This window comes from Aestuariirhabdus litorea (assembly GCF_003864255.1).
GTDB classification, from domain to species: Bacteria; Pseudomonadota; Gammaproteobacteria; order Pseudomonadales; family Aestuariirhabdaceae; genus Aestuariirhabdus; species Aestuariirhabdus litorea.
Genome location: NZ_QWEZ01000001.1, coordinates 351511 through 375226 on the forward strand (window position 1 = coordinate 351511; position 23716 = coordinate 375226).

Here is a 23716-nt window from a genome sequence, read left to right on the forward strand (position 1 = left end):
TCAGGCCCGACTCATGAATTTGCCGGTGACCGTGTTCACCTTCACCTTCTCGCCGGTGGTCAGGTATTCCGGTACCTGGATCTCCAGTCCGCTGGTCAGCGTGGCAGTTTTGGTACGGCCGGCGGCAGTGGCGCCCTTAATGGCCGGCGCGGTATCCACCACCTCCATGGTGACGGTGGGCGGCAGCTCGATGGCGACCAGTTGACCTTCGATGATCAGCAGCATGATCTCTTCCAGGCCGTCGACCAGATAATCCTTTTGCTCATCCAGCTGGTCCGCTGAAAGAGTGTGCTGACTGTAATCCTCGGAGTCCATAAAGGTAAACATATCGCCCTCACGGTAGAGGAAAGAGGCCCGGCGGCGCAGCAGGTCGACCTCTTTGAGCATGATGTCGCCACTGTAGCTGCCCTCCACTTTTTGACCGTTACGCACGTTGCTAAAACGAACCTTGTAGAGAGTTTGGGCGCCCCGGGAGGAGGGGGATTTAACATCGATCTGTTTGGCCTGGCAGGGCTGTCCGTTGATGTCGACAACCTGGCCTTTTTTGAGTTCCGACGCTCTGGGCATGATTTCAGGAATCCTGGCTGGGTGGTTTAAAGGGGATGATCCTGGCGGTGGTTTCGGGAGGGGGGGCACTCGAGCTCTCAGTGGAGTCAGACTCCCTGCTTTGCAGCCACACTGAACCGGCCCGATGGCCGATCACCTCGACGCTCCCCTGGTAGCGATCATCGCCGTCGGTACAGTACTCGAAGCCATAACGGCGGGCAATAGCCAGCTGGCCGCTGGATGAGCGGGTAAGGCGGTGGCGAGTGACCTGCACCGTCTGGTCAAGCAGTTGAACACTGGCCCGTTGACAATAGTGGCGAGCCGCCTTGAGGGCGCATTCGCGTGCTTTGAGGCCACTGTACCAGAGGTAAAGGGCGGCACTGATAAGGGTGAGCAGGATCAGCTCGTTCATCGACACTCCTGCGCTTGTTAATTGACAGTCAGGGCTCTATAGAAGAAGGTAACAGCAAGGGATGATAGCAAATGAGAGAGGGGGATCGTTATGATCAAATTCTTCAGCTTCGGTCCGGCGTTTGGGTTACCCAGCCCCAGCCCTTTCTGCATGAAGCTCGAGGTATGGATGAAGATGGCGGGGATCGAGTACCGGACCAAGGTGCGTAAAGACCCGACACAGGGGCCAAAGGGAAAACTCCCCTTTATCAAGCATGGCGGAGTAGTGGTTGCGGACTCTGACATTATCATCGACTACCTCAGCCAAAGTTTCGAGGTGGAGCTGGATCGGGAGTTGACGCCCCACCAGCGGGCGACGGGCTATGCCATCAGCAAGATGCTTGAGGATCACCTCTACTGGGCGATGCTTTACAGCCGCTGGGTGGATCCCAATAACTGGAAAGCGATGCGTACACACTTTATGGGGCACATGCCCTTGCCGGTTCGACGCATCATGGCCGGACTGGTAAGGCTGAAGGTTAAAAAGGACCTTCACTCACAGGGCATGGGACGCCACTCTGCCCAGGATGTTTACTGGGCGGCCAAGCGGGACCTGAGGGTCGTCTCCACCCTGCTCGGGGATAACCGGTTTCTGTTCGGAGATGAGCCCTGCAGCTACGATGCTGTAGTCTATGGGTTTATTGCCAATGTCATCGACTGCGAGCTGGAGTCACCCTTGAAGGAGTTTGGCCGTTCCCACGATAACCTGGTGCACTACTGCCAGCGTATGCACGAGCGTTACTACGCAGCGACAGAAGTGAAGAGCGTCGATGGACAGCCCCAAGCCGCTTGAATCTCCCTGGTTTCTCTATGTGATTCTCTGCTCCGACCGCTCTTTATACACCGGTATTACCACTGACATTGAACGCCGCTTTTCCGAGCATGCCCGGGGGCGGGGAGCGCGCTTCTTTCGAGGTCGCCAGCCGCTGAGGGTGGTGTACCGGGAGACCCATAATGACCGGGCCTCGGCGAGCCGGCGAGAGTACCAGATCAAGCAGCTAAGCCGTCAACAGAAATTGGCGCTGGTTGCCGATGGGAGTGGGGAGGGCTGAAGGCGCGATGGTTATTTGTCGTATCGCTACGAGCCGCTTTCTGGCGCCATGGATTTGACTGTTTTTGGCTTTTTAAAGCGTTTTGCTCGGTCTTTGTCGCACTTTGGTTGTCAGTCGTGTGAATTAGATCGTATAGTTGGGTCTATTGGGGCGATTTCCTATGGTTTTTCAGGATGGGCAGGAGAGAGGCGTTGTACCTAGGCCTCTCAGGGTTGTTGGGTGAAAAGGCGTGATTTTTTAGAGGGGGTGTTTGTAGGGACGGCGGTGACCGCCTCTAGCGCATTCCTATGGGGAAAACTCAATCAGAAGCCCTCTGTGCCGGTGGCCGCTGCACCGACGGCGCCTGCACAACCAACAACGACCCCGGCTGCGACCCCGCCCGTCAGCACCCCCGAGCCCGTTCAGCCTGCGGTGGTTCATAAGGAGCCGCCGGAAATCTCTGAGGACCGGGCCTATCTCTCCAAAATTCAAAATTTCGATGCTGAGCATCTGGGCGATATCCACCTGACCCCCGAGCGCTTTGAATTATTGAAGGCAACCCTCGCCAGCCTCGATGAGGCCCAGCGCCTTATTGGACACGGACGTTTTAATATCATCGGCTTTGACCAGATGATCTCGGTGGTGAATCGTTACTCTCAACGGGGACCGTTTCCTAAAGAGCACCTTAACCTGATTGAGGAGCTGTTCGAATTCAATGCCAAGGATTACGGTTTCTATGGAGAAAAAATCGTAACCCGGCTGACCTCGACCGTTCCCGAGCGGGATATCGAAAAGATCCCTTATACAGGGCACTATCTCTACAAGGGAGATTCCAAGCGTCTCTACAATACCCTGCGCCGTGATGTCGGTGAGACCATTGTGCTGACGTCGGGTATTCGCGGTATGGTCAAACAGACGCACCTGTTTATGGCCAAGGCGCTGCAGTCGGAGGGCAATCTGTCCCGGGCATCTCGTTCCCTGGCGCCTCCCGGCCACTCCTACCATGCGATTGGAGACTTCGACGTAGGTAAGGTGGGTTATGGTAAGCGGAACTTCACTCGTGATTTTGCCCAGACCGATGAATACAAGCGCCTGCAGGACCTGGGTTATGTCGACATCCGTTACACTTCCGATAACCGCTTCGGGGTTCGGTATGAGCCCTGGCACGTGAAGGTCGTCTAAGGCTCTCACCGGGGTGACCCATGGCTCACCCCCGCTTATCTAATCCGATGATACCGGTACTGCCCCTTGCCGAGGAATCTCAGCAAGGAGGGTTAGCGTTGGCTGCTGCTGCGTTGGCCGAGCGCCTGGGCGAGCGCGTCCAGGTCTTCAAGGGTATAGGGCGGGGGAACCTGTGGGCGTCGCGGCCTCATCTGCTGCAGGGTTTTGCAAATGATGTGTCCGATCAGCCAGTCCCGGAACCACTGCTTGTTGGAGGGGATGATGTACCAGGGGCTTTTACTGCTGTGGGTCTGGCTGATCACCTTTTGATAGGCGGCGATGGTGTTGTGCCAGTTCGCGTGGGTCAACAGGTCCGACTCGGTTAGTTTCCAGTGCTCCTGTGGGTTACTTAAGCGCTTTGCCAGGCGGCGACGATATTCGGTGCGGCTGATGTGCAGGTAAAACTTGATGACCCGGATGTTATTGTCTTGCAGCAAACTTTCAAAATTGTTGAGGTGCTTTGCCCATCCGCTCAATAGTGATGGGTCCTCGTTATTATGGGCGTAATGGCTAATTAATGGCTCATAATAGCTGCGGTTGAATACGCCGATCGATCCCTTAGCGGGAACTGCATTGTGGTAGCGGTGCAAAATATCGTACTGAAGCTCTTTTTTTCCCGCTGTATTGAAGCTGTGGATATCAAGGCCTTGCGGATTAACGCCAGCGAACAGAGTGCGGATATTACTGTCCTTGCCGGCGGTATCCATCGCTTGATAGATCAGCAGCAGCCCCTGCTTCCCTTCGGCATGCAGCTGCTCCTGCCAGTGGATGATCTCCTGGTTGTAGACACTGGTTTCGCCGATGGCAACCGTGCGGTCGGCGTTAAACGTATAACCCGGATCAAACGCCTTCAAACCAAGCTCGCCCTGGGATGGAGGTGTAAAGTAGGCGAGATCGATCATGCGTTTGCTCTCTTGTTAGCGCTGTCGTTTTTGTAACTGCTTCTTGAGGTTATCAGGGATGTTGGTAATTGTCAGGGTTTGGCTGGCTGCATCATAGTGAACGGTATCGCCAAGGTGATGAGCGTTAAACGAGAGACTTAACCCTTTGGCCCGGCCAGAGTAGCGGACCAGCTGTTGCAGTTGGCTTTTCTCGGGTTGTACCTCCTCGGCAACATCGTAGTCACGGGTGTTTACAAAGCGTGCGAAGTGGTCAGGCTCATCCTGGTCAAGATAACCTGAAAGTTCTTTAATCAGTACCGAGTCACCATTTTTAGCCTGATCGCTGCAGTACTCGAAAGCCTTGCGTTTAAGCTCTTCACTTTTTTCATCTTCGAACTCTGCTTCATTGCAATAGGCTTCAAAGGTGGTGAGCAACCGCTCGGTCTCTTTCTTACTGTCACCGGTTTCACTGCAGCCGATAAAGTCTCGGAAGTAGTCGGAGACTTTGCGGTTGTTCCTGGGCTTTAAAAAGGAGATATAGCGTGTGGCTTTTGTGTTGTTTTTCCACTCGCTGATATTAATCCTGGCCGCCATGTGCAGGCGGGTAAGGTCGAGGTACTGGCTGCTGTTGATTTCGAGCTTATCGTCCACGCTTACGGCGTCGGTATTATTAAGCATCAGGATCATCAGGTAATCGGTGAGCGCCTGTTTGTACTGGATAAACAGCAGGAAGCCTCCGGTGGCAAAATTGGACTGATCAATTTGCGCTTTAAGCAACCCCATGGCGTCCAGGGAGAAAGCAACAAAATCACAGTCACCGGCAAGCGTGTTAGACAGCAGTTGTGAAAAGGGGCTTTCTGTATTGAAACAGCCGTAGGCTTTGCCGTTTTTACTGTTGTAGCTCTGGGTGAGGTCTGCCAGCAGGCCTTCCATTTCGGGCGTCACCGGCAGGGTGCTGGTACGAGGGATCAGTACCGACTCATCCCCGTCGGCGCGCTTTTCAAGACGGTGTACTATGCAGTTCTCAATTGCCATGGCAGGGCTCTCTCGGCGGGGTAGGGGTCAACAGGAGCCGCTTATTGTAGTCGAGAGCTTCAGGCGGGGAAACGTTAGCGGGGTTGTCCCCGGTTAAAGGTTAAGCCCCATCCACTGATAGAGTGCATCGTTGGCGAGCTGATCGATCTCGGCGTTATCATGCATGGCTTCAAGGGCCGCGGATATTTTGTCCACCGGAAGTTGGCATTTTATGTGTTTGGAGACACCAATGAAGAAGTCGTTGCTTGCAATCTCGACCGGGGCTTTACGCAAGGTACCTTCGTAATTGTAGAGCGATACCAGCAGATCAGCGTGAATCAACGGGTAGATGGCGTACTCGACGCGCCGTGCCTCCAGCATCAAAAGCCCCTGCTGGGCGCGCTGTACCCGGGTTAAGGGTAGGTAGCGGGCGGCGTAATGCTCAAACTCACTGCCGAGATCGAGGTCGCGGGAGACCACCCCCCTCAGCCTTTTGAGGCTCTCCCAGCTATCGGGCATGAAACCGGAGTCTTTGCGCACCATGACCAGGTAGTTGGTGGTATACAGCGCGGGGGCTAACAGGTTGACGGCACCCATGATGGCCGGCTCGCGTGTGGCGGTGAGGGTGATATCAACCCGGCCATCCTCCAGGTCCTTTAGCAGCCGCTGTGGGCTTCCGGACCGGATGGTCGCTACTCGGATATTCTCTTTGGCCAGTATGCGGCGCAGCGCGACAATACCTGCGCCATGCATCTGCTCCTCCGTGAACCAGGACAGGGGGGGCAGGTTGCTGTGGCCTGAAACCCGGACTTCGCGACAATGCTCTGCCGCCGCTGCAATGCCGCTGAAAAGAGGCAGTAACAAGAAGGGGGCAATCATGCACCTAAGGTGTTTGAGTATAAACAACCGCCTGGTACTCCGACTGGTTAACTAACCGAGTTTAGGCGAACCCTTAAAGCAGAAGCAAGAAAACGAGCCCCACCAGGAGGCTCGGGCAGGGTTCACCTGGTCAACTCTCGGTATCGCTGGTCAGGTCGAGTACGAAACAGGTAAAGGCGGCGGTAATCAAAAAGCCGATAAGAAAAATGGTGGGCATGGCAGCATACCCAAGAATGGTCCAGATCATTGATTCCAGTGCGCTCATAGGGGTCTCCTAGTTCCAGCCTTCTACACCGCTCATGTCGGGCAGCCCGTGGGCAATACCTTTATGGCAGTCGATACAGGTCTTGTCGCCTGAGGCGAGAGCGGTGTCGTGTTGTTCAACGGCGCGCCTGCCCTGCTCACTGAAGTCCATATACTCGAAGTTGTGGCAGTTGCGGCACTCCAGCGAGTCGTTATCTTTCAGCCGTTTCCACTCGCGCATGGCGAGGGTCTTACGCTCAGCAAGAAATTTATCCCGTGTGTCGATGTAACCGGTCAGCTTGCCCCACACCTCCTTGCTGGCTGCAATCTTGCGAATAATCTTATCGGTCCACTTTTTGGGGACGTGGCAGTCCGGGCAGGTCGCCCTTACCCCCGAACGATTGCTGTAGTGGATCGTTTCTTTATACTCCTCATAGACGTTATCCCGCATCTCATGACAACCAATACAGAACTGCTCTGTATTGGTGATCTCCAGGCCCGTGTTGAACCCTCCCCAGAAGATGATGCCGGCGAAAAAACCGATGGCGAGAATGGTCCCCATGGCTACTTTCGCCGGGGTAGTCAGTATTCGCCAGTAACGCACTAGTATGTTTTGTTTAGCCATGGTCTGCTCCTTAAAGCCTGTGAGTTCGGTTGAAGAGAACTATTTGTTGAGCGCTTCAACGGACTTGAACTCGTTCCCAACCAGCGGTTTGGCATCCGCCTGGGGGACATGGCATTGAGAGCAGAAGTAGCGTCGGGGTGACACATCCGACAGCTGCTGGCCGTCTCTCGTTTCGAAGTGGGTCATACTGATTTTTGTCGCCCCGGCCTGTTTGTAATTTGACCAGCTGTGGCAAGAGAGGCATTTGTTGCTGTTAAGGTTTACCTCGTAGCCACGGACCTGGTGAGGGATCAGCGGCGGCTGGTGCAGATAGTCGCGTTCGTAGGTCTCGCGATCCTTGGGGATTCGTTTGAACTCATCGGCCGGTGCGTCACTTTCAAGTTGGGTGCTGCGCAGGGAGTTAAGGCCTCCGGTGTCAGCACTGCTTGTCGGTGCGAACAGGAATAGAGTCATTAGTGAGGTCAGGATCACGGGGATTATTTTTTTCATGATGGTCTCTCCGCCTTGTTGGCAAATCGGGTAGAAAATTCAAAAACAGATTCGCTGCAGACATCGATGCAGCGACCGCAGTTGGTGCATTCGGGAGCTAAAATGAGTGAGCTGTTACCAAGGGGTTCTCCCTTGAGTGCGGGTTTGATCACCTGGGGTTCGGGGCACAGGGCGTAGCAATCCATGCAATCATTACAACGACTGCGTTGGGATGCATTAATGCGGAGCGGACTCAATCGGCCCAGCAGCGCGTAAAACGCACCCAGCGGGCAGAGGTGGCCGCACCAGCCTCGACGCACCATGAACAGGTCAAAAGCAAAGATCGCCACGATCAGCCCCCATCCCGCACCCATGCCATAGAGCAGACCGCGCATCGTCAGGGAGACCGGGTTAACCAATTCCCAGACCAGGGCTCCCGTCACCAGCGGCAGTGCCAGCACCATCCCCAGCATCCAGTAGCGGAGCGAACGGGAGAGAGTGCCTGAGCGGTTAAGGCCCAGCCTGCGGCGCAGCCAGCTGGCGGCGTCGGTGACAGGGTTGACCGGACACACCCAGGAGCAGAATACCCGCCCACCGAGCACCAGGTAGATGCCGGCCACCAGCAGTGCGCCCAACCCCAGGCTGAGCTCAAGGGCTTTGCCTGCCAGCAGGGTTTGCAGCCAGACCAGCGGGTCGCTCAGGGGGATGGTGTCGAGCAGCACGCTGGCCGCGAGATTGCCTTTGAGCACCCAGATACCGGCTAAGGGCCCCAACAGGAACAGCGCCAGAACCGTTAGCTGGCAGAGGCGACGCAGCAGGAGGAAACGGTGGCTAAGCCACCAGCCTTTCTGCGCCACGGCAGCCTGTCCAATCGGCGTGGTCATGGCTTGGCTCCCGAGTCGGGCATACGGTCCGGAAGATCCAGTGCGTCAGGAATCAGTGACCTCCCTGCGCGCTCTTTCTCTTTCCAACCCCAGCGGTAATGGCTTCCCAGCTGCCCCTTGGCGAGGTCGCGGGGGATCACCTTGATCGCCGCCTCCTCCAGTACACAGGCGTGCTCGCACTTGCCACAACCGGTGCAGGCATCGGAGTGGACGGTAGGGACGAACAGGGCGTGCACTCCGGTGCGGGTGTTGCGCTGTATCTCGAGGGTGATCGCCACATTGATCAGCGGGCAGACCCGATAGCAGACGTCACAACGCAGGCCCTGCATGTTGAGGCAGGTTTCGTGATCGATCAGTACCGCTACCCCCATGCGGGAGTGGTCGATATTGTCCAGCGCCGGGTCCAGCGCGCCACTGGGGCACGCCTTTACGCAGGGGATATCGTCGCACATCTCGCAGGGCACCGCGCGGGCATTGAAGTAAGGGGTTCCGGTGGCTACCGGGTCCAGCAGTCGGCCGAGTTTCAGGGTGTCCCAGGGACAGTCCCGTACACAGAGGCCACAGCGAACGCAGGCACCCAGGAAGTCCGCTTCCGGCAATGCCCCCGGGGGGCGCAAGGCTTGGGAGGCGGACACCTGGCTGGACTCACCGTAGAGGGCCAACCCCAACCCCGCCAGGGTGACACCGCACGCCGCCCGCGCCGAATCCGCCATAAACTGGCGACGGCTGGGGCTTTTGGCGGTGTCTGGCTTGCGGCTCATGCTTCAGCTTCCTGAAATCAGCTCAGACCTTGATCACTTTGACGGCGCACTTCTTGTAATCCGTCTCTTTCGAAAGCGGATCGGTGGCGTCCAGGGTGATCTTGTTGGTCAGCTGACGGGCGTCGAAGAAGGGCATAAACACCAGCCCCTTGGGCGGGCGGTTTCTGCCTCGGGTTTCTACCCGGCTGCGAATCTCTCCGCGGCGGGAGATCAGGCGCACCTCTTGTCCACGCCGGACACCGCGATCCTTGGCATCGTCAGGATGCATAAAGATCACCGCATCGGGGAACGAACGGAAAAGCTCGGGGACGCGCCGGGTCATCGAACCGGAATGCCAATGCTCCAGTACCCGTCCGGTGGAGAGCCACAGATCGTACTCATCATCAGGAGACTCCGCGGGGGGCTCGTAGGGCAGGGCAAAGATCCAGGCCTTGCCATCGGGCTTGCCGTAGAAGTTGAAATCCTCTCCCGCCTTTACGTAGGGGTCATAGCCCTCGCGGAAGCGCCACAGGGTCTCCTTGCCATCGACCACCGGCCAACGCAGGCCACGGGCCTTGTGATAGGTCTCGAAGGAGGCCAGGTCGTGAGCCTTTCCGCGCCCGAAGGCGGCGTACTCTTCGAACAGCCCTTTCTGCACGTAGAAACCAAAGTCTTTGGCTTCATCATTGCCCTTGTCTGGGTTGGTTTCGCTCAAGGGGAACTGGTCGACCTGACCGTTCTTATAGAGCACCTCGTACAGGGTTTTGCCTTTGTACTCGGGGTTCTTGGCCAATAGCTCGTCGCTCCAGACCTCATCGGTGGTGAAACGCTTGGAGAACTCCATCAGCTGCCAAAGATCCGATTTGGCCTCGCCCGGTGCGGCTACCTGCTGATACCAGAACTGGGTGCGGCGTTCGGCGTTACCGTAGGCTCCCTCTTTTTCGACCCACATGGCGGTGGGGAGAATCAGGTCAGCCGCCTGGGCGGTGACGGTGGGGTAGGGTTCGGAGACAACAATAAAGTTGTCGGGATTACGGTACCCCGGTAGCCCCTCCTCGTTCATGTTGGGGGCAGTTTGCATGTTGTTGTTGCACATCACCCAGTAGGCGTTGAGCTTGCCATCCTTGAGCATGCGGTTTTGCAGCACCGCATGATAGCCAACCTTGCCCGGAATCGTACCCTCCGGCAGCTTCCAGATCTTCTCGGCTCTGTCGCGGTGGGCTTTGTTTGCCACCACCATGTCGGCTGGCAGGCGGTGGGCAAAGGTGCCTACTTCGCGAGCGGTACCGCAGGCGGAGGGCTGGCCGGTAAGGGAGAAGGGGCCGCTGCCGGGGGTGGAGATCTTGCCGGTCAGCAGGTGGATGTTATAGACCATGTTGTTGGCCCAGACACCACGGGTGTGCTGGTTGAAGCCCATGGTCCACAGTGACATCACCTTCACATCAGGGTCTGCGTAGAGTTTGGCCAGCGCCTCCAGGTTCTCCTTGGGCACACCGCTCATCTCGTGGGCCTTGTCCAGGGTGTACTCGGCAACGAAGGCGGCGTACTCATCAAAGCTGATCTCTTTGGAGGCACCGCTGTTGGGGTTGGCCGCCTTCATCTGCAGCGGGTTGTCGTCACGCAGCCCGTAGCCAATATCGGTCACACCGAGGCGGAAGTGGGTGTGTTTGTTGATGAAATCCTTATTTACATTGCCCGACTGGATGATGTAGTTGGCGATGTAGTTGAGAATCACCAGGTCGGTTTGGGGGGTGAAGATCATCGAGTTGTCGGAGAGCTCAAAGCTGCGATGCTCGAAGGTAGAGAGCACGGCGACCCGAACATGGTCCGCGCTCAGGCGCCGGTCGGTGATACGGGACCAGAGAATGGGGTGCATCTCGGCCATGTTGGAGCCCCAGAGCACAAAGGCATCGGCTTTTTCCATGTCGTCATAGCAGCCCATCGGCTCATCGATACCGAAGGTGCGCATGAAACCGCCCACGGCGGAGGCCATGCAGTGGCGCGCATTGGGGTCGATGTGGTTGGAACGAAAGCCTGCCTTCATCAGTTTGGCGGCGGCGTAGCCCTCCCAGACGGTCCACTGGCCGGAGCCAAACATACCCACGGTGGAGGTCATCTTTTCGACCGGGACCCCCTTGTTGGCTTCCTTGTCCTTGGCCAGGGCCGCTTTCCACTTCTCGGCCATGATATCAAAGGCCTGATCCCAGCTGATGGGGGTGAACTGGCCCTCTTTATCGAACTGGCCGTCACTCATGCGCAGTAATGGCTGGGTCAGGCGGTCCTCACCGTACATGATCTTGGAGAGAAAATAGCCCTTGATGCAGTTGAGTCCCTTGTTGACCGGTGCATCGGGGTCACCCTGGGTGGCCACCACCCGCCCCTCCTGGGTCCCCACCAGTACGCTGCAACCGGTACCGCAGAAGCGGCAGGGAGCCTTGTCCCACTGGATGCTGGTGTCCTTGGAACTGGTGATCAGGTTGGTGGCCGAGGCGGGCAGACTGACGCCCGCTGCTGCCGCCGTAGCGACCACAGCCTGGCTTTTTATAAAGTCTCTGCGGGTTTGCTTCATGATGTTATCTCCAGGTTATGATCGGAATGCTCGTGGGCATCCATCTGGTTGTAGACCAGTGAGGCGCTGAGAACCCCCGGTAGTTGATTGATCTGATTGATGCGGTCAACCATGGTGTGCTCGCCGGCCTCCTCTTCAACGGTGACCACCAGCTTGCCCTTGCCGTTGTCGGCGTGAACCTCCACGCCGTCGAGTATGTTGAGCGCGTCAATGACCGCCGCCACTTTCCGGGGTTGGCACATCACCACCAGGCCGCTGACGTTATAACTGTCTTTGGGATATTCCTGCGGAACCGGGTTGGTCGGGATGACGCCCAGGCGGCTATCGGGTTCGGGCATGATGGGGTGCTCCTTGATCGGGATCGGTGGGGTGTTCCGGGTTGGATAGGTTAATGGCGTGGCTGGGGCAGACGCTGACACAGGCACCGCAACCGGTGCACTGGTCGGCCTCTATCCGGGGCGAGGCGACGCCGCCTGCCAGTGGGTCGAACCGAATGGCCCGGGTTTCGCAAAGGTCTGCACAGCTTCGGCACACAACCTGTTGTTGGGTCAGGCACTGCGCGTTGATACCCGCCTTGATATTCCAGGGGGGGGTGATGGCGGCATTGAGGGCACCGGTTTCACAGTGGCTCAGGCAGCCCTGGCAAAAGGTGCACTCGCCACGCGCGAAATCAACGGTGGGAAAGCCACCGTCGCCCTTGACCAGAATGGCCGTCTCGCACACATCTATACAATCGCCGCAGCGGGTACAGTGCTGGGTGAAGAGGCTCTCCTCCAGGCTCCAGGGGGGGCGCAAGGGGGGCGTTGGTGCTGAGCGTCGACCGCGCAGCAAAGCTCTCCTCCCTTGGTCAATGGCTAAGGTCATCTAATCTCGCTCTTACTGCTGCCCCTTCTTCCTGAAAGGGCCTGAATCATGTATAGCAGAGATTAGTCTTAGGCATGATTTGATAACATGATAATTATCAAGTTTTTTAGAAGCTATGGAGGTAAGGGGCGTCGCTTGATCTGGGGCAGGCGCTGCTGTTTGAATGGAGATCTGTCTGTGCTGATAATGCCGGGCGTATTGGCACCGCCTTGTATTAAAAATGGAAAGGAAACCCCGGGTCATGGAACTGCCGCTGTTTATTGATTACGAGGCGTCTAGCCTGCATGAGGGCAGCTACCCTATCGAGGTGGGGGTGGCGATGGCAGATGGCTCGTCACTCAGCTGGTTGATCCGGCCGGAGCCGGGCTGGAATGATTGGGACCCGGTGTCTGAGTCGGTCCACAAAATCCCCCTTGCGTTGCTACAGCGTGAGGGCCGTGGGGCGCGCGAAGTGGCCTACGAGCTGAACGCCCGCTTCGCGCGCAAGGTGCTCTACTGCGACGGCCTTCCCTACGATAGTTACTGGCAGCAGCGGCTGTTTGAGGCAGCGGGGTTTTCGGCTGCTTTTGAGTTACGGTCGGTGGCCTCCCTGCTGGACCCGGCCCAGCGGGCATGCTGGCAGGCGGTACGGGACGCTATCGCGGCGAGTGAGGCGGTCGTATTACACCGAGCGGACAACGATGCGCGTCTGCTGCAACAGACCTGGCGTCGTCTCCGGGCGCAGCGCGGGCGAGCATACTGAGCACGTTATCCTGGCTCCTGCTCCATTCATCAGGGGTCAGCCTGCGGCCGGCACTGCCCGCTAAGCAGCGTGGCGGGATAGGGGCTGGAGGTCAGGTTCAGACTGGTCAGGCGGTTGAACCGCAAAGATCGTTTATCGACCACAGCCACCACCAACCCCTTGAGCTGTTGATACAGAAGGTAGTGGTCACTTTCACCCATTTTCATGGAGGGGTAGAAGAGGAAAATGTCGTCGCTGCCATCGAGCTGGCAACGGAGGGTGGGTGTGGGTTGGGGCGGCAACAGAGTACAGCCGGCCAGTAGGGAAGCGCAGCAGATGATAACGAATAGTCGGTGTGATCTGAGCATGGGTCTTGGCCTGCTAGGGCAAGCCATCACTCTTCATCGCCTGCCGAGTCGTGGGTAGGGTTACCCGAGCGCATACAGTATAGTAGAGACTCTGGGACAGACTGGACACTAAGGGCAGGCTAAGGCTGCTCAGGTCTCGGCCCCCTGTTGGTAATCGGTGGTGCTTTAGGAGCTATGATGTCGTTGGAGATAGGGTGGTTGCAGCGCGAGTTTCATCAGCTGAGTGCGGATGAGTTATATCAGCTGATGCGGTTCCGGCAGCACCAGCTGAGTGGGCTCGGGCTCCTGCAAGAGGTCGACGCCGACGGCCGGGATCCCCTGGCCTGGCATCTGATGGGGTTTGCCCATGAGCGCGGGCTGGTGGCCTGCGCCCGGTTTTGCCTGCCGGGTGAGGAGGGGGCTCTGATCAGGGTTGACCGCCTGTTGTGCGAGCCGCTACCCGGGCTTGAGGAGCAGTTGTTCCTGCAGGTGATGGAGCGGGTGGAACGTATCTTCAAACTGCCGCTTGAGTGTGAAGTCACGGATGCACAGATACCCCTGCTGAAAAAGAGGGGGTTTGACATTGTGGTGGACCGTCCCGCTGCCCGCAGCGGCATGGTCTGCCTGCACAGGGGGTAAGGGTGGATTCACAGTGGAGAGCCTCTGGCGGCAGGCGTCTGGTATCGGTGTATAGGGGGGGCGTCTGCCGGCTCGGCCTGTTACTGGTGGGGTTGATGGCCTTGCCTGCCCTGGCTCAGGATCCTTATCCCTCCCCCCGCTGGGAGCAGGCTCCCGCCCCGGAGAGCCCGCAGGTGAAAGCCTTGCTCGATTACAGCTTTCCTCCACGTGCCGCTGACCGCAGCGGAGTGCGCACAGACGGGTTGGTGGTTATCCGCGGTGGCCGTCTGGTGCTGGAGCGCTACCAGCTCCCTTATGATGCAAATAAGCCTCACCTGGCCTGGTCGGTTTCCAAGAGCTTTATCAACGCCCTCTATGGTGTGGCTGAGCAACGCGGGCTGGTGAAACTCAGCGACCCGGTTGGACGCTACTATCGGCCGTTGCAGCAGGAGGGATATGACCGTATTCGGGTTGAGCACCTGCTGCACTGGGCATCAGGCCTGGACTGGGCGGAAACTTACGAAAGCGCACCCTTGACCTCGTCGGTAGTGGCCATGCTCTATACCCTGGGGCGTGACGATATGGCGGCCTGGACGGCGAGCCACCCGATCAAGGTTGAGCCCGGGCAGAGGCACAGTTACTCCAGCGGAGACACCAACCTGCTATCGGCTGCCCTGCGGGGGGTGGTCGGGGAGGAGGCCTACCGGGAGTTTCCCTGGGCGGCCCTCTTTGAACCGCTGGGAATGACCAGTGTGACCTGGGAGCAGGATGCCAGTGGCACCTACGTGGGCTCTTCCTACCTTTACGCCACGCCCCGGGATATGGCCCGTTTGGGGTATCTCTATCTGCGCCGTGGTCGCTGGCAGGGGGCACAACTGATTCGTGAGGCGTGGGTCGATTTCTCTACCCGGCTGGCACCGGCCTACGGTCATGAGCCGGTGGCCATGGATGATGACAGCCGCCCCGGTGGGCACTGGTGGGTCAATCAGGGGGTTGAGTCCCAGGACCAACCCTTGGCCTGGCCGTCGGCGCCGGCGGACACCTATACCGCCTGGGGGCACTGGGGGCAATATATTTTCGTGATCCCCTCCCTCGATCTGGTGGTGGTACGTACCGGGGACGATCGTGACGGGAGCTTTGACCGCAACCGCTTTTTGGGCCACGTTGTGGCCGCCTTCGGCCGCGCGGAGGGGGAGTAATGGTGGCTCGTATCGGGATACTGCTGGTACTGTTGACCGTTTTGGCGACCGGGCTCTGGCTCAAGCCTCGCTGGCATTTCGTGGAGGCGTTTCCTGACCTCATCCCGGCTTACTACGCGAAGGAGTTTTGCTCCTGCTACTTTGTGGTGGGAAACGATGAGGCCTACTGCCACGCCTATGTGGAGCAGTGGCTGCCGATCAGTGACTTCCAGCTCAATCCGGCCCAGCGCTGGGTGCAGGCCAGTGGGCTGGGGCGTACCCAACGGGCCAGCTACTTCGGGCCGCGCCAGGGTTGCGGCCTCGAGCCTTACGGGCGCTAGGCCGCGTTTGCCGCGGGGACTACTCGACGCGGCTGAAATCGGCAGGCCGCTTCTGTAAAAAAGCGGAAAAAGCTTCTTTTGCTTCAGCCGAGCGGAGTCGTTCAGCGAACGCCGCCCCCTCCCGCTTTATCACCTGCTCCAGCTGTCCGGCCTGGTGTTCCTTCATCAGCTGCTTGCTCAGGCAAATCGCATCGGGTGCCATCGCGGCCATTTTTTGAGCGCTCTTCAGGGCCAGGGGCAAGCTTTGGTCGGGGGCGGTAACGCGATTGACAAAACCCAGCTCCAGCGCCTGTTGGGCGTCCATTTTCTCCCCCAGCAGCAGGAGCTCAGCGGCCTTGCGGTGCCCAATCATCTGGGGTATCAGCAGACTGGAGCCCGCTTCCGGGCAGAGGGCGAGGTTGGCAAAGGGCATCTGCAGTATCGCATTGTCCCCGGCGTACACCAGGTCGCAGTGCAGCAGCAGGGTCGTGCCGATGCCGATTGCTGGCCCGTTGACGGCGGCGAGCAGGGGTTTGCGGGCCTTTGATATGGCCTCCATAAAGCGGAACACCGGTGCGTCATCCTCCAGCGGCGGGTGTTGCATAAAATCCATGATGTCATTGCCGGCGCAGAAGCTGGTTTCGCTGCCGTGGATCAGGGTGGCCCGGATCGACGGGCTCTCTTCCGCTTCCCGGATCGCGTCGTTCATGCGGAAGTACATGCTGTGGGTGAGGGCATTTCTGCTCTCCTCCCGGTTGATTCGAATCAGCATCACGCCGGTATCCACCGTGCATTGAATCACGTCGCTCATTGGGAAGGGCTCCTGTTGTTATTGTGGGTTGGGGCAGGTTAGAGCCACTTAGTTGACCTGTCAATTAAATAGGGTCGGGAAGGGAGTCCAGCTGTTGGGCGTCAAAGGTGTCGCTGTGAATTTGTGATTCGTTCAACCCTGCATCCCTTAACCGGCGAGTGGCCTCGGTGACCAGGCGCGAGGCACCGCACAGATAAGCCTGGGCGCGTCGCTGGTCGCAGCGGTCGATCGCCGCATCCAGCAGTGGAGCGAGCGCCTCCACGGGGCCCACCAGTGAGGAGTAACGCAGGTTAGGATGCTGCCGGGCAAGCTGTATGAGCTCATCCTGCAGGTAGAGGTGGTGTTCATCCCGGGCCAGGTGCAGTAGCTCAATGGGGCCGCGGTGAAGCTGGTTGAGGGCATCGCGCAGTAGTCCATAAAGGGGGCCCAGCCCGGACCCGGATCCGATCAGTAGCAAGGGGGCGCCGGGTTGCGGGCTCCCGTAACGGCAATCACCCTGGGCACTGCCAAGCTGCAGCAGGCTCCCCACCTCGGCCTGGGTGTGCACCCAGTGGCTGAATTGGCCGCCGGGAACCGCCTGAATGTGAAACAGCAGGTCGCTATCCAGAGCTGGAACGCTGGCCAGGGAGTAGTGGCGGGTAAGGTAGGGACCATGCCACAGGTCGATATGCTGGCCGGCCTGGTAGCTAATCGGACTACGGGGGGAGAGCCGCAGCTCCATGATGGCGGGGCTCAATGCGCGTATCCCGGACACCATGGCATCGGTACGCCGGGCGCTGTGGGGGCGCCTTACAGTCAGGGGGCTTTCCGGTCTGCACTGGCAGGCGAGCAGGAGATCCTGCTGGCACTGGTCAGGGCTGAGCCCCACCTGGGCAGCCCGGGGGATAGTGCCCGACTGCGCCTGCAGCAAGCAGCTGTGACAGAGGCCCGCAACGCAGGAATAGCTGGGGTTGGCCCGTGCCCGAACCAGTGCCTGCAGCAGGGTCTCTCCCGGTTTCAGGTCGATGGTTTTACCTTCAAAATGGATCTGCACCATGGGCGGTTTCCTGGATCGGCTATAGGGGCGTCGGGATCGGGTAAGTCTACGATAGACGCCGGGGCAGTACGAGGTGAGTCGGTGCCCGCGTTGCACCAAGGTCGAGGTCGAAGGGGGCCATGGGGCGATATAAAGGTGTTATAATGCGCCCCCGATATAGACCCTTCGACTCGGCGCACTGCGGACACAGAATCCAGCGAGCACGAGCGCGAGATTTGTACCTAGGAGCCCCGTGATATGACCCTGATCCGTCAAGATGACTTTATCGACAGTGTGGCCGACGCACTGCAGTTTATCTCCTACTACCACCCCCTGGATTTTATCCAGGCGGTCCACGAGGCCTATCAGCGGGAGGAGTCCCAGGCGGCCAAGGATTCGATGGCGCAGATCCTGATCAATTCGCGCATGTGTGCCGAAGGTCATCGCCCGATTTGCCAGGATACCGGCATTGTCACCGTGTTCCTCAAGGTGGGTATGGACGTACAGTGGGATGCCACCATGACCGTCAACGAAATGGTCAACGAGGGGGTTCGGCGTGCCTACACCCATCCGGACAACGTGCTGCGCGCCTCCATCCTCGCCGACCCGGCCGGTGCACGCCGCAACACCAAGGACAACACCCCGGCGGTGATTCATACCGAGATTGTGGCGGGTAATACCGTTGACGTTCAGATTGCGGCCAAGGGCGGCGGCTCCGAAAACAAGTCCAAGATGGTGATGCTCAACCCGAGTGACAGCATCGTCGACTGGGTGGTTAAAACCGTTCCCACCATGGGCGCCGGCTGGTGCCCACCCGGTATGCTGGGTATTGGCATTGGTGGTACCGCCGAAAAGGCGGCGGTGCTGGCCAAGGAGTCACTGATGGATCCCATCGATATCCACGAGCTGCGGGCCCGGGGCCCCCAGACCCGGGTCGAGGAGCTGCGTCTTGAGATCATGGACAAGGTCAATGCGCTGGGCATCGGCTCCCAGGGCTTGGGCGGCCTCACCACGGTGCTGGACGTCAAGATCAAGGATTACCCCACCCACGCCGCTTCGCTGCCGGTGTGCATGATCCCCAACTGCGCGGCAACCCGCCATACCCACTTTGTTCTCGATGGCAGCGGCCCGGCCCTGCAGAAAGCCCCCAGCCTGGACCAGTGGCCCGAGATCACCTGGGATGCCGGCCCAACCGCCCGCAAGGTGAACCTCAATACGGTCACCCGTGAGGAGATGGCGCAATGGCAGCCCGGTGATACCCTGCTGCTCTGCGGCAAGATGCTGACGGGCCGTGACGCGGCCCACAAGCGTATGGTGGATATGATGGCCAACGGCGAAGAGCTGCCGGTGAGCCTGCGCGATCGCTTTATCTACTACGTTGGCCCGGTCGATCCCGTCGGGGATGAGGTGGTTGGCCCTGCGGGTCCCACCACCTCCACCCGGATGGACAAATTTACCCACACCATGCTGGAGAAAACCGGCCTGATGGGGATGATCGGTAAGGCCGAGCGGGGACCGGTGGCGATCGATGCGATCAAGGAGTACAAGGCCAGCTACCTGATGGCGGTGGGCGGTGCGGCTTATCTGGTCGCCAAGGCGATCAAACACGCTGAAGTGGTGGCCTTCCCTGAGCTGGGAATGGAAGCGATCTACGAGTTCGATGTGGAGGATATGCCGGTCACCGTTGCGGTGGATGTCAACGGCACCTCGGTGCACCAGACTGGGCCGGCGCTGTGGCAGAAGAAGATTGCCGAGGCCGCCAGCGCCAAGGCGGTTGAGGTGAAGTAGCCCTAAAAAACCGGGCATAAAAAAGGGAAGGCTGTGCCTTCCCTTTTTTATGCCCGGTTGATAGAGGAGCGCTGTTTGCGCCTAGTCGTCCCGCTTTTTGGTGACGACAAAATCCACCGCCAGGTTGACGGCGTGTTGAACCTTGTCGTCCATCTCCCGTTTCTCCTCGGGGGACAGGTAGTAGGCCATATCGATATCGTAATGGATGTATCTCGGAGGCAGGTGGTTGAGTGCGACACAGGCGATATCGGGAAACAGGGGGTGCAACTCAGCCTGATCCGAAAAACGCTGTTGCAGATCAGCCACTACCAGCTTCTCATAGTAGTTGTGAAACTCTTCCTGCAGTGCCATAGCGGTCTCCTTAAAGGGTTGCCTTCAGTGTAGACGATCCATCACCTTTGCCGGGCTGGGTTGGTGGTAAAAAAAATGGCGGCTTTTCAGACTTTTATCACATAAGACTAAAGTCTAATATCTCGCGCTGTTTGGGTCATCGAAGCGCGTGGCCTGTTCTCCGGGGTTGGCTATCAGCATACGGCTTCCGGTTAAATCCTTATTTTTCAAACAATTAACTGAATGCTCCGTAGTGGGGGGAGGCCGAATCCGGTACGGGTGACGGGTTCAGGGTGGTTGAAAAACAACCGGTTTTGTGGGGTGCCGGGGTGTTGGCGCCATGGCGGCGGCTGATCTAGGTTCGAATTAGGCATCGATAAAACTGGGGATGCAAGATGAACAAGTTTGTATATCGCTACTTCTTATACCTGAGCCTCTACAGTCTGGTGGCGTTCGGCGGATGGCAGCTGGGAACCCTGCTTGGCAGCCATGCCATCAGTTTTATGCTCAGTGTCTGGTTCGGTATCGGGCTCTGCTACCTGGAGCAGCATTGTGACCTGCGCCCCCGGCCGTTGCGTACCTCCGACTGGGGCAAATTGATGTGGCTCGGCCTATTCTGGCCACTGGTGATCCAGCCCGATGTGGTGATGGAGGAGCGGGGACCCCATATCGATGCCTGAGACTTCAGGCACCGAACAGGTTGTGCATCTGCAGCCGCCCTCCGTGCATCCGTAACTTCCAGAGGGAGACCAGGGTGTATACCTGCTGGTCCTTGAACAGCATCAGCTCGGCGTCAGCCCCCACTTCAATAGGATATTTCCCGCTGGTTTAAGCGTGTCGGTCGGGCTGCGACTCACGACCGCGGCGCCTTTTCAAAATCAACCCCGGCAGCGACCGTGTGCCACAGCGCTTCGGTCAGTGGGCCAATCCTGGCGATCTCGAGGCGGGTCAGGTTGCCATGAGAATCGAAGGCGGGATGCTTGGCCTGGGCATCGGCCCCTCGCAAGCAGGGTAGCTGAGTAACAGGTTCAATGAAGCTACCTCAGCAAGCGGTGATGACAAGCGAGCGGCATTACTGGCCAGGAAAGGGATAGACGTTGTCGCCGTTGAGTTCGCCAGAGAGGAGATCATCAAACTCGGGGTCGCCGGCGATTCGGTTATCCTCATTGGCCCAGCTGCCGAAGTCGATCAGTTTGCAGCGCTCACTGCAAAAAGGGCGGTAGGGGTTTTGTGGGCTCCACTCAACCTGTTTTTGGCAGTGGGGGCAGTTAAGGGTCATTCTTTTCTCCCGTCGGGTGGTGCGCTGCAAGCTGGAGGTAGCGTTCGTGTAAGCGATCAAGCTGTTGGTAGAGATGGGGCAGGTCCCGGCTATTATCCACGCTGTCATCGGCGCTTTCGAGTCGTTGCTGGCGGCTGGCCTGGGTGGCCATGATGGAGCGAATCTGCGCCTCGCTGTTATTATCCCGTGCCATGGAGCGCTCAAGTTGAAGCGCTTCGGGCAGGTCGATAACAAGTACCCGGTCGACCCATTGATGTTGCCGGGTTTCCAGCAGCAAAGGGGAGGAGAGCAGGGTATAGGGGGAGGATGAAGCGCTAAGCTGGGCCTGGATTTCCTCCTCTATCAGGGGGTGCAGCAAAGACTCCAACCAATGGCGCTGAGCGCTGTCGGCAAATATACGCGACCGCAGTGCCGCCCGATCGAGGGTGCCATCGGCCTGCAATAGGTCGGTACCGAAATGGTCTGCGATCGCTTGCAGGGCCGGCTGCCCCGGCTCGACCACGATACGGGCGGCTAGGTCGGCGTCCACGACGCTGATCCCCTTAGCTTGCAGATAGCGGGTTGCAGCGGTTTTACCGCTCCCTATGCCGCCGGTTATGCCAACGATATACATGATCAGCCCTAACTCTGCCCCTGTCGCTCTGTTAAGCGGGCAGGGTAACAGAATCAGCCCAGCAGTTGCAGGTAACTTTGGGTAATCCGGTCGCCATAGAGCAGGGCGATAAAACCGGCGATCGCCAGGTAGGGGCCAAAGGGGATTGGTGTAGCGCGGTCTCGTCCCTGAACAACCATCATCAGTATCCCCAGCACCGCACCCACCACCGAGGAGAGGAGAATGATCAATGGCAGGGATTGCCAGCCCATCCAGGCGCCCAGTGCGGCCAGCAGTTTGAAGTCGCCGTAGCCCATCCCCTCCTTTCCGGTCAGCAGCTTAAACAGCCAGAACACCGACCACAGGCTGAGATACCCGGCTGCCGCCCCGATTACGGCATCGTTGAGGTTGGTAAAAAGGCCAAAGCAGTTGGCAAGCAGTCCCAGCCAGAGCAGGGGGAGGGTGATGTTGTCGGGCAGTAGTTGATGATCGATATCGATCATGGTCAGCGAAACCAGGGACCAGACCAGCAGGCAGGCCAGTGCCAGGGGCCAGCCCAGGCCGAGCTCCCAGGCGAGCAGCAGGGTCAACAGGCCGGTGGCCAGTTCAACCAGCGGGTAACGCCGCGAGATAGGGGTTTTGCACTGGGAGCACTTGCCTCCCAGTAGCAGGTAGCTCACCAGGGGAATGTTTTCCCAGGGCTTGATCTCCTTGTCACACTGGGGGCAGTGGGAGTTGGGAGTGATCAGGTTAAAGCGGGGGGGGTGGCCATCATCGGCTAGGGCGACCTCCTGCTCGAGCAGCTCGGCACACTGCTGGCGCCATTCCCGCTGCAGCATGATCGGAATGCGGTAGATCACCACGTTAAGAAAGCTGCCTACGATCAAGCCCAACAGCAGGGCGCCGGGAAGGACGATGGCGGGGTGGGTAAAGGGTTGCAGATCCAGCATGGTGCTCAATATTGGTGTGACGCCAGGTACAGAGTGACGAAATAAAAAAGGGCCAGTCGATCCGGCCCCTTTTCAGGTGTGGTAATTAAACGGCCTGACCCAACTGGAATATCGGCAGGTACATGGCAACCACCAGTCCGCCAACCAATACACCCAGGACCGACATAATGAGCGGCTCCATCAGGCTGGTAAGGCCATCCACGGCATTGTCGACCTCCTCCTCATAGTAGGAGGCCACCTTGTCGAGCATCTCGTCCAGGGCGCCGGACTCCTCACCGATCGACACCATGGAGGTGGCCATGGGGGGAAAGAGGCCGGAAGCTTTCATGGCAAACTGCAGCTGTTGGCCGGTGGAGACATCCTCCTTGATACGATTGGTGGCGTCATAGAACACCACGTTACCGGCAGCACCGGCTACCGAGTCCAGGGCATCCACCAGGGGAACACCGGCGGCAAAGGTGGTGGCCAGCGTACGAGCAAAGCGGGCAACCGCGGCCTTGTAGAGAATATCCCCGATAACGGGGATTTTGAGTACAGCTCTGTCCTTGGCATCTCGTAGTGATTTTGATTTCTCCAGAGCCTTGCTAACAGCAAAACCAAACGCACCAGCCGTCAACAGAGCGTAAAACCACCACTCCTGCACAAACTCCGATATGCCGACAACAAACTGGGTAAAAGCGGGAAGCTCGGCGCCAAAGCTTTGGAACACGTCTTCAAACTGGGGAACCACTTTGATCAGCAGAATACCGGTCACCACGACCGCGACGCAGATGACGGCAATGGGGTATTTCATCGCCTTTTTGATCTTGGCCTTGAGTTGCTCGGTTTTTTCCTTGTAGGTAGCGATTCGGTCCAGCAGGGTTTCCAGGGCACCAGACTGCTCACCCGACTCAACGAGGTTGCAGTAGAGGTCATCAAAGTATTCGGGACGTTTGCGCAGGGCATCCGCCAGACTGGAGCCCCCGGACACCCCGTTCTTGACGTCGTTGATCAGGTTTTTCATATTGGGGTTGTTGACCCCGTCGGCGTTGATCTCAAAGGCCTGGATAAGGGGGACCCCCGCCTTCATCATGGTGGCTAGCTGGCGAGAGAAGACGGCGATATCCATGGGGGTGATCTTTTTACCACCACTACCAAAGCTCATCCCTTTTTTGCGAACCTTGGTCGGGTTGATCCCCTGCTTTCTAAGCTCAGCTTTCACCAGTGCTGGGGATGAACCAGAGGTTTCCCCCTTGGTTTTGCGCCCCTGCTTGTCCTTGCCTTCCCATAAAAAGACGACACTTTTTGCTGCTTGTTCTGCCATGGTACTGTCCTGATGTTGGGCGCCTGCGCTCTTTGTTATCGGGTAGCTT

General features: G+C 58.4%; 30 protein-coding genes. 9 read left to right on the forward strand and 21 right to left on the reverse strand.

Going from position 1 to position 23716, the window contains the following annotated elements; all coding sequences use genetic code 11:
- Both efpL and D0544_RS01705 read right to left on the reverse strand, forming a co-directional pair.
- The gene (gene efpL, locus D0544_RS01700) at positions 1-567 is read right to left on the reverse strand and encodes an elongation factor P-like protein EfpL (RefSeq protein ID WP_125014233.1); all 567 of its coding nucleotides are present in this window, start codon (positions 565-567) and stop codon (positions 1-3) included.
- A 4-nt stretch (positions 568-571) separates the two neighbouring features.
- Entirely contained in the window at positions 572-958 is a 387-nt protein-coding gene (locus D0544_RS01705) for a DUF3301 domain-containing protein (protein WP_125014234.1), read from the reverse strand.
- A gap of 90 nt (positions 959-1048) precedes the next feature.
- Between D0544_RS01705 and D0544_RS01710 the strand changes: the two genes are divergently transcribed.
- The 3 genes from D0544_RS01710 to D0544_RS17210 all read left to right on the forward strand — a co-directional run bounded on the left by D0544_RS01710 (position 1049) and on the right by D0544_RS17210 (position 3209).
- A complete protein-coding gene (locus D0544_RS01710) occupies positions 1049-1789 on the forward strand; it encodes a glutathione S-transferase family protein (protein WP_125014236.1) in 741 nt (246 codons plus the stop codon).
- Positions 1767-2048: a GIY-YIG nuclease family protein gene (locus D0544_RS01715; RefSeq protein ID WP_125014238.1), complete on the forward strand. Its 282-nt coding sequence runs from the start codon at positions 1767-1769 to the stop codon at positions 2046-2048. The genes D0544_RS01710 and D0544_RS01715 overlap by 23 nt, the downstream gene beginning before the upstream one ends.
- A gap of 219 nt (positions 2049-2267) precedes the next feature.
- A complete protein-coding gene (locus tag D0544_RS17210) occupies positions 2268-3209 on the forward strand; it encodes a M15 family metallopeptidase (protein ID WP_207905743.1) in 942 nt (313 codons plus the stop codon).
- 92 nt (positions 3210-3301) lie between these two features.
- Here D0544_RS17210 and D0544_RS01725 read toward each other — a convergent pair whose 3' ends face one another.
- The 11 genes from D0544_RS01725 to napF all read right to left on the reverse strand — a co-directional run bounded on the left by D0544_RS01725 (position 3302) and on the right by napF (position 12382).
- Positions 3302-4150: a polyphosphate kinase 2 family protein gene (locus D0544_RS01725; protein WP_125014240.1), complete on the reverse strand. Its 849-nt coding sequence runs from the start codon at positions 4148-4150 to the stop codon at positions 3302-3304.
- A gap of 15 nt (positions 4151-4165) precedes the next feature.
- Entirely contained in the window at positions 4166-5164 is a 999-nt protein-coding gene (gene yejK, locus D0544_RS01730; protein ID WP_125014242.1) for a nucleoid-associated protein YejK, read from the reverse strand.
- A gap of 93 nt (positions 5165-5257) precedes the next feature.
- Positions 5258-6007, reverse strand: coding sequence for a substrate-binding periplasmic protein (locus D0544_RS01735; protein WP_164880786.1), 750 nt, complete (start codon positions 6005-6007; stop codon positions 5258-5260).
- 145 nt (positions 6008-6152) lie between these two features.
- Complete coding sequence (locus D0544_RS01740; RefSeq protein ID WP_125014246.1) at positions 6153-6287, reverse strand: TIGR02808 family protein; 135 nt, start codon at positions 6285-6287, stop codon at positions 6153-6155.
- A gap of 9 nt (positions 6288-6296) precedes the next feature.
- The gene (locus tag D0544_RS01745) at positions 6297-6890 is read right to left on the reverse strand and encodes a cytochrome c3 family protein (protein ID WP_125014248.1); all 594 of its coding nucleotides are present in this window, start codon (positions 6888-6890) and stop codon (positions 6297-6299) included.
- A gap of 39 nt (positions 6891-6929) precedes the next feature.
- Positions 6930-7379, reverse strand: coding sequence for a nitrate reductase cytochrome c-type subunit (locus tag D0544_RS01750; protein ID WP_125014250.1), 450 nt, complete (start codon positions 7377-7379; stop codon positions 6930-6932).
- Positions 7376-8242 (reverse strand): quinol dehydrogenase ferredoxin subunit NapH, encoded by an 867-nt coding sequence (gene napH / locus D0544_RS01755; protein WP_125014252.1) that lies wholly within the window; start codon positions 8240-8242, stop codon positions 7376-7378. Before napH ends, D0544_RS01750 begins: the two co-directional genes overlap by 4 nt.
- Positions 8239-9003 (reverse strand): ferredoxin-type protein NapG, encoded by a 765-nt coding sequence (gene napG / locus D0544_RS01760; RefSeq protein WP_125014254.1) that lies wholly within the window; start codon positions 9001-9003, stop codon positions 8239-8241. The genes napH and napG overlap by 4 nt, the downstream gene beginning before the upstream one ends.
- A 22-nt stretch (positions 9004-9025) precedes the next feature.
- Entirely contained in the window at positions 9026-11551 is a 2526-nt protein-coding gene (napA, locus tag D0544_RS01765; protein WP_125014256.1) for a nitrate reductase catalytic subunit NapA, read from the reverse strand.
- Positions 11548-11889 carry a chaperone NapD gene (locus tag D0544_RS01770; protein WP_125014258.1) on the reverse strand — a complete coding sequence of 114 codons (342 nt, stop codon included), beginning with the start codon at positions 11887-11889 and terminating at the stop codon, positions 11548-11550. The genes napA and D0544_RS01770 overlap by 4 nt, the downstream gene beginning before the upstream one ends.
- On the reverse strand, positions 11873-12382 hold the full coding sequence (gene napF / locus D0544_RS01775) for a ferredoxin-type protein NapF (protein WP_207905744.1): 510 nt from the start codon (positions 12380-12382) through the stop codon (positions 11873-11875). Before napF ends, D0544_RS01770 begins: the two co-directional genes overlap by 17 nt.
- Positions 12383-12656: 274 nt before the next feature.
- Between napF and D0544_RS01780 the strand changes: the two genes are divergently transcribed.
- A complete protein-coding gene (locus D0544_RS01780; RefSeq protein ID WP_125014262.1) occupies positions 12657-13157 on the forward strand; it encodes a hypothetical protein in 501 nt (166 codons plus the stop codon).
- Between the two features lie 29 nt (positions 13158-13186).
- Here D0544_RS01780 and D0544_RS01785 read toward each other — a convergent pair whose 3' ends face one another.
- A complete protein-coding gene (locus tag D0544_RS01785) occupies positions 13187-13504 on the reverse strand; it encodes a hypothetical protein (protein WP_125014264.1) in 318 nt (105 codons plus the stop codon).
- A gap of 177 nt (positions 13505-13681) precedes the next feature.
- Between D0544_RS01785 and D0544_RS01790 the strand changes: the two genes are divergently transcribed.
- The 3 genes from D0544_RS01790 (at position 13682) to D0544_RS01800 (ending at position 15620) form a co-directional block, all read left to right on the forward strand.
- Positions 13682-14122 carry a GNAT family N-acetyltransferase gene (locus D0544_RS01790; RefSeq protein ID WP_125014266.1) on the forward strand — a complete coding sequence of 147 codons (441 nt, stop codon included), beginning with the start codon at positions 13682-13684 and terminating at the stop codon, positions 14120-14122.
- 95 nt (positions 14123-14217) lie between these two features.
- Complete coding sequence (locus D0544_RS01795; protein WP_125015837.1) at positions 14218-15300, forward strand: serine hydrolase domain-containing protein; 1083 nt, start codon at positions 14218-14220, stop codon at positions 15298-15300.
- Positions 15300-15620 (forward strand): amidase, encoded by a 321-nt coding sequence (locus D0544_RS01800; protein ID WP_125014268.1) that lies wholly within the window; start codon positions 15300-15302, stop codon positions 15618-15620. Before D0544_RS01795 ends, D0544_RS01800 begins: the two co-directional genes overlap by 1 nt.
- 19 nt (positions 15621-15639) lie before the next feature.
- Here D0544_RS01800 and D0544_RS01805 read toward each other — a convergent pair whose 3' ends face one another.
- Together D0544_RS01805 and D0544_RS01810 are read right to left on the reverse strand one after the other, a co-directional pair.
- Positions 15640-16410, reverse strand: coding sequence for an enoyl-CoA hydratase (locus D0544_RS01805; protein WP_125014270.1), 771 nt, complete (start codon positions 16408-16410; stop codon positions 15640-15642).
- A gap of 64 nt (positions 16411-16474) precedes the next feature.
- Positions 16475-17446 carry a 2Fe-2S iron-sulfur cluster-binding protein gene (locus tag D0544_RS01810; RefSeq protein ID WP_125014272.1) on the reverse strand — a complete coding sequence of 324 codons (972 nt, stop codon included), beginning with the start codon at positions 17444-17446 and terminating at the stop codon, positions 16475-16477.
- A gap of 237 nt (positions 17447-17683) precedes the next feature.
- Here D0544_RS01810 and D0544_RS01815 point away from each other — a divergent pair, with 237 nt between their 5' ends.
- Positions 17684-19213 (forward strand): fumarate hydratase, encoded by a 1530-nt coding sequence (locus D0544_RS01815; RefSeq protein ID WP_125014274.1) that lies wholly within the window; start codon positions 17684-17686, stop codon positions 19211-19213.
- An 81-nt stretch (positions 19214-19294) separates the two neighbouring features.
- Here D0544_RS01815 and D0544_RS01820 read toward each other — a convergent pair whose 3' ends face one another.
- Positions 19295-19564: a late competence development ComFB family protein gene (locus D0544_RS01820; RefSeq protein ID WP_125014276.1), complete on the reverse strand. Its 270-nt coding sequence runs from the start codon at positions 19562-19564 to the stop codon at positions 19295-19297.
- Positions 19565-19938: 374 nt separating this feature from the next.
- Here D0544_RS01820 and D0544_RS01825 point away from each other — a divergent pair, with 374 nt between their 5' ends.
- Positions 19939-20223: a hypothetical protein gene (locus tag D0544_RS01825; protein WP_125014278.1), complete on the forward strand. Its 285-nt coding sequence runs from the start codon at positions 19939-19941 to the stop codon at positions 20221-20223.
- 392 nt (positions 20224-20615) lie between these two features.
- Here the strand turns inward: D0544_RS01825 and yacG are convergent, their stop codons facing one another.
- The 4 genes from yacG to D0544_RS01845 all read right to left on the reverse strand — a co-directional run bounded on the left by yacG (position 20616) and on the right by D0544_RS01845 (position 23667).
- Entirely contained in the window at positions 20616-20822 is a 207-nt protein-coding gene (gene yacG / locus D0544_RS01830; RefSeq protein ID WP_125014280.1) for a DNA gyrase inhibitor YacG, read from the reverse strand.
- On the reverse strand, positions 20812-21435 hold the full coding sequence (coaE, locus tag D0544_RS01835) for a dephospho-CoA kinase (protein WP_207905745.1): 624 nt from the start codon (positions 21433-21435) through the stop codon (positions 20812-20814). The genes yacG and coaE overlap by 11 nt, the downstream gene beginning before the upstream one ends.
- A gap of 53 nt (positions 21436-21488) precedes the next feature.
- Entirely contained in the window at positions 21489-22364 is an 876-nt protein-coding gene (locus D0544_RS01840) for a prepilin peptidase (RefSeq protein ID WP_125014284.1), read from the reverse strand.
- 85 nt (positions 22365-22449) lie between these two features.
- Positions 22450-23667, reverse strand: coding sequence for a type II secretion system F family protein (locus tag D0544_RS01845; protein ID WP_125014286.1), 1218 nt, complete (start codon positions 23665-23667; stop codon positions 22450-22452).
- Positions 23668-23716: the final 49 nt, after the last annotated feature.

Bases quoted from the DNA above. Each gene is read 5' to 3' on its own strand.
- efpL (WP_125014233.1), bottom strand. From the start codon at position 567: ATGCCCAGAGCGTCGGAACTCAAAAAAGGCCAGGTTGTCGACATCAAC.
- D0544_RS01705 (WP_125014234.1), bottom strand. From the start codon at position 958: ATGAACGAGCTGATCCTGCTCACCCTTATCAGTGCCGCCCTTTACCTC.
- D0544_RS01710 (WP_125014236.1), top strand. From the start codon at position 1,049: ATGATCAAATTCTTCAGCTTCGGTCCGGCGTTTGGGTTACCCAGCCCC.
- D0544_RS01715 (WP_125014238.1), top strand. From the start codon at position 1,767: ATGGACAGCCCCAAGCCGCTTGAATCTCCCTGGTTTCTCTATGTGATT.
- D0544_RS01725 (WP_125014240.1), bottom strand. From the start codon at position 4,150: ATGATCGATCTCGCCTACTTTACACCTCCATCCCAGGGCGAGCTTGGT.
- yejK (WP_125014242.1), bottom strand. From the start codon at position 5,164: ATGGCAATTGAGAACTGCATAGTACACCGTCTTGAAAAGCGCGCCGAC.
- D0544_RS01740 (WP_125014246.1), bottom strand. From the start codon at position 6,287: ATGAGCGCACTGGAATCAATGATCTGGACCATTCTTGGGTATGCTGCC.
- D0544_RS01745 (WP_125014248.1), bottom strand. From the start codon at position 6,890: ATGGCTAAACAAAACATACTAGTGCGTTACTGGCGAATACTGACTACC.
- D0544_RS01750 (WP_125014250.1), bottom strand. From the start codon at position 7,379: ATGAAAAAAATAATCCCCGTGATCCTGACCTCACTAATGACTCTATTC.
- napH (WP_125014252.1), bottom strand. From the start codon at position 8,242: ATGACCACGCCGATTGGACAGGCTGCCGTGGCGCAGAAAGGCTGGTGG.
- napG (WP_125014254.1), bottom strand. From the start codon at position 9,003: ATGAGCCGCAAGCCAGACACCGCCAAAAGCCCCAGCCGTCGCCAGTTT.
- napA (WP_125014256.1), bottom strand. From the start codon at position 11,551: ATGAAGCAAACCCGCAGAGACTTTATAAAAAGCCAGGCTGTGGTCGCT.
- D0544_RS01770 (WP_125014258.1), bottom strand. From the start codon at position 11,889: ATGCCCGAACCCGATAGCCGCCTGGGCGTCATCCCGACCAACCCGGTT.
- D0544_RS01780 (WP_125014262.1), top strand. From the start codon at position 12,657: ATGGAACTGCCGCTGTTTATTGATTACGAGGCGTCTAGCCTGCATGAG.
- D0544_RS01785 (WP_125014264.1), bottom strand. From the start codon at position 13,504: ATGCTCAGATCACACCGACTATTCGTTATCATCTGCTGCGCTTCCCTA.
- D0544_RS01790 (WP_125014266.1), top strand. From the start codon at position 13,682: ATGTCGTTGGAGATAGGGTGGTTGCAGCGCGAGTTTCATCAGCTGAGT.
- D0544_RS01795 (WP_125015837.1), top strand. From the start codon at position 14,218: ATGGCCTTGCCTGCCCTGGCTCAGGATCCTTATCCCTCCCCCCGCTGG.
- D0544_RS01800 (WP_125014268.1), top strand. From the start codon at position 15,300: ATGGTGGCTCGTATCGGGATACTGCTGGTACTGTTGACCGTTTTGGCG.
- D0544_RS01805 (WP_125014270.1), bottom strand. From the start codon at position 16,410: ATGAGCGACGTGATTCAATGCACGGTGGATACCGGCGTGATGCTGATT.
- D0544_RS01810 (WP_125014272.1), bottom strand. From the start codon at position 17,446: ATGGTGCAGATCCATTTTGAAGGTAAAACCATCGACCTGAAACCGGGA.
- D0544_RS01815 (WP_125014274.1), top strand. From the start codon at position 17,684: ATGACCCTGATCCGTCAAGATGACTTTATCGACAGTGTGGCCGACGCA.
- D0544_RS01820 (WP_125014276.1), bottom strand. From the start codon at position 19,564: ATGGCACTGCAGGAAGAGTTTCACAACTACTATGAGAAGCTGGTAGTG.
- D0544_RS01825 (WP_125014278.1), top strand. From the start codon at position 19,939: ATGAACAAGTTTGTATATCGCTACTTCTTATACCTGAGCCTCTACAGT.
- yacG (WP_125014280.1), bottom strand. From the start codon at position 20,822: ATGACCCTTAACTGCCCCCACTGCCAAAAACAGGTTGAGTGGAGCCCA.
- coaE (WP_207905745.1), bottom strand. From the start codon at position 21,435: ATGTATATCGTTGGCATAACCGGCGGCATAGGGAGCGGTAAAACCGCT.
- D0544_RS01840 (WP_125014284.1), bottom strand. From the start codon at position 22,364: ATGCTGGATCTGCAACCCTTTACCCACCCCGCCATCGTCCTTCCCGGC.
- D0544_RS01845 (WP_125014286.1), bottom strand. From the start codon at position 23,667: ATGGCAGAACAAGCAGCAAAAAGTGTCGTCTTTTTATGGGAAGGCAAG.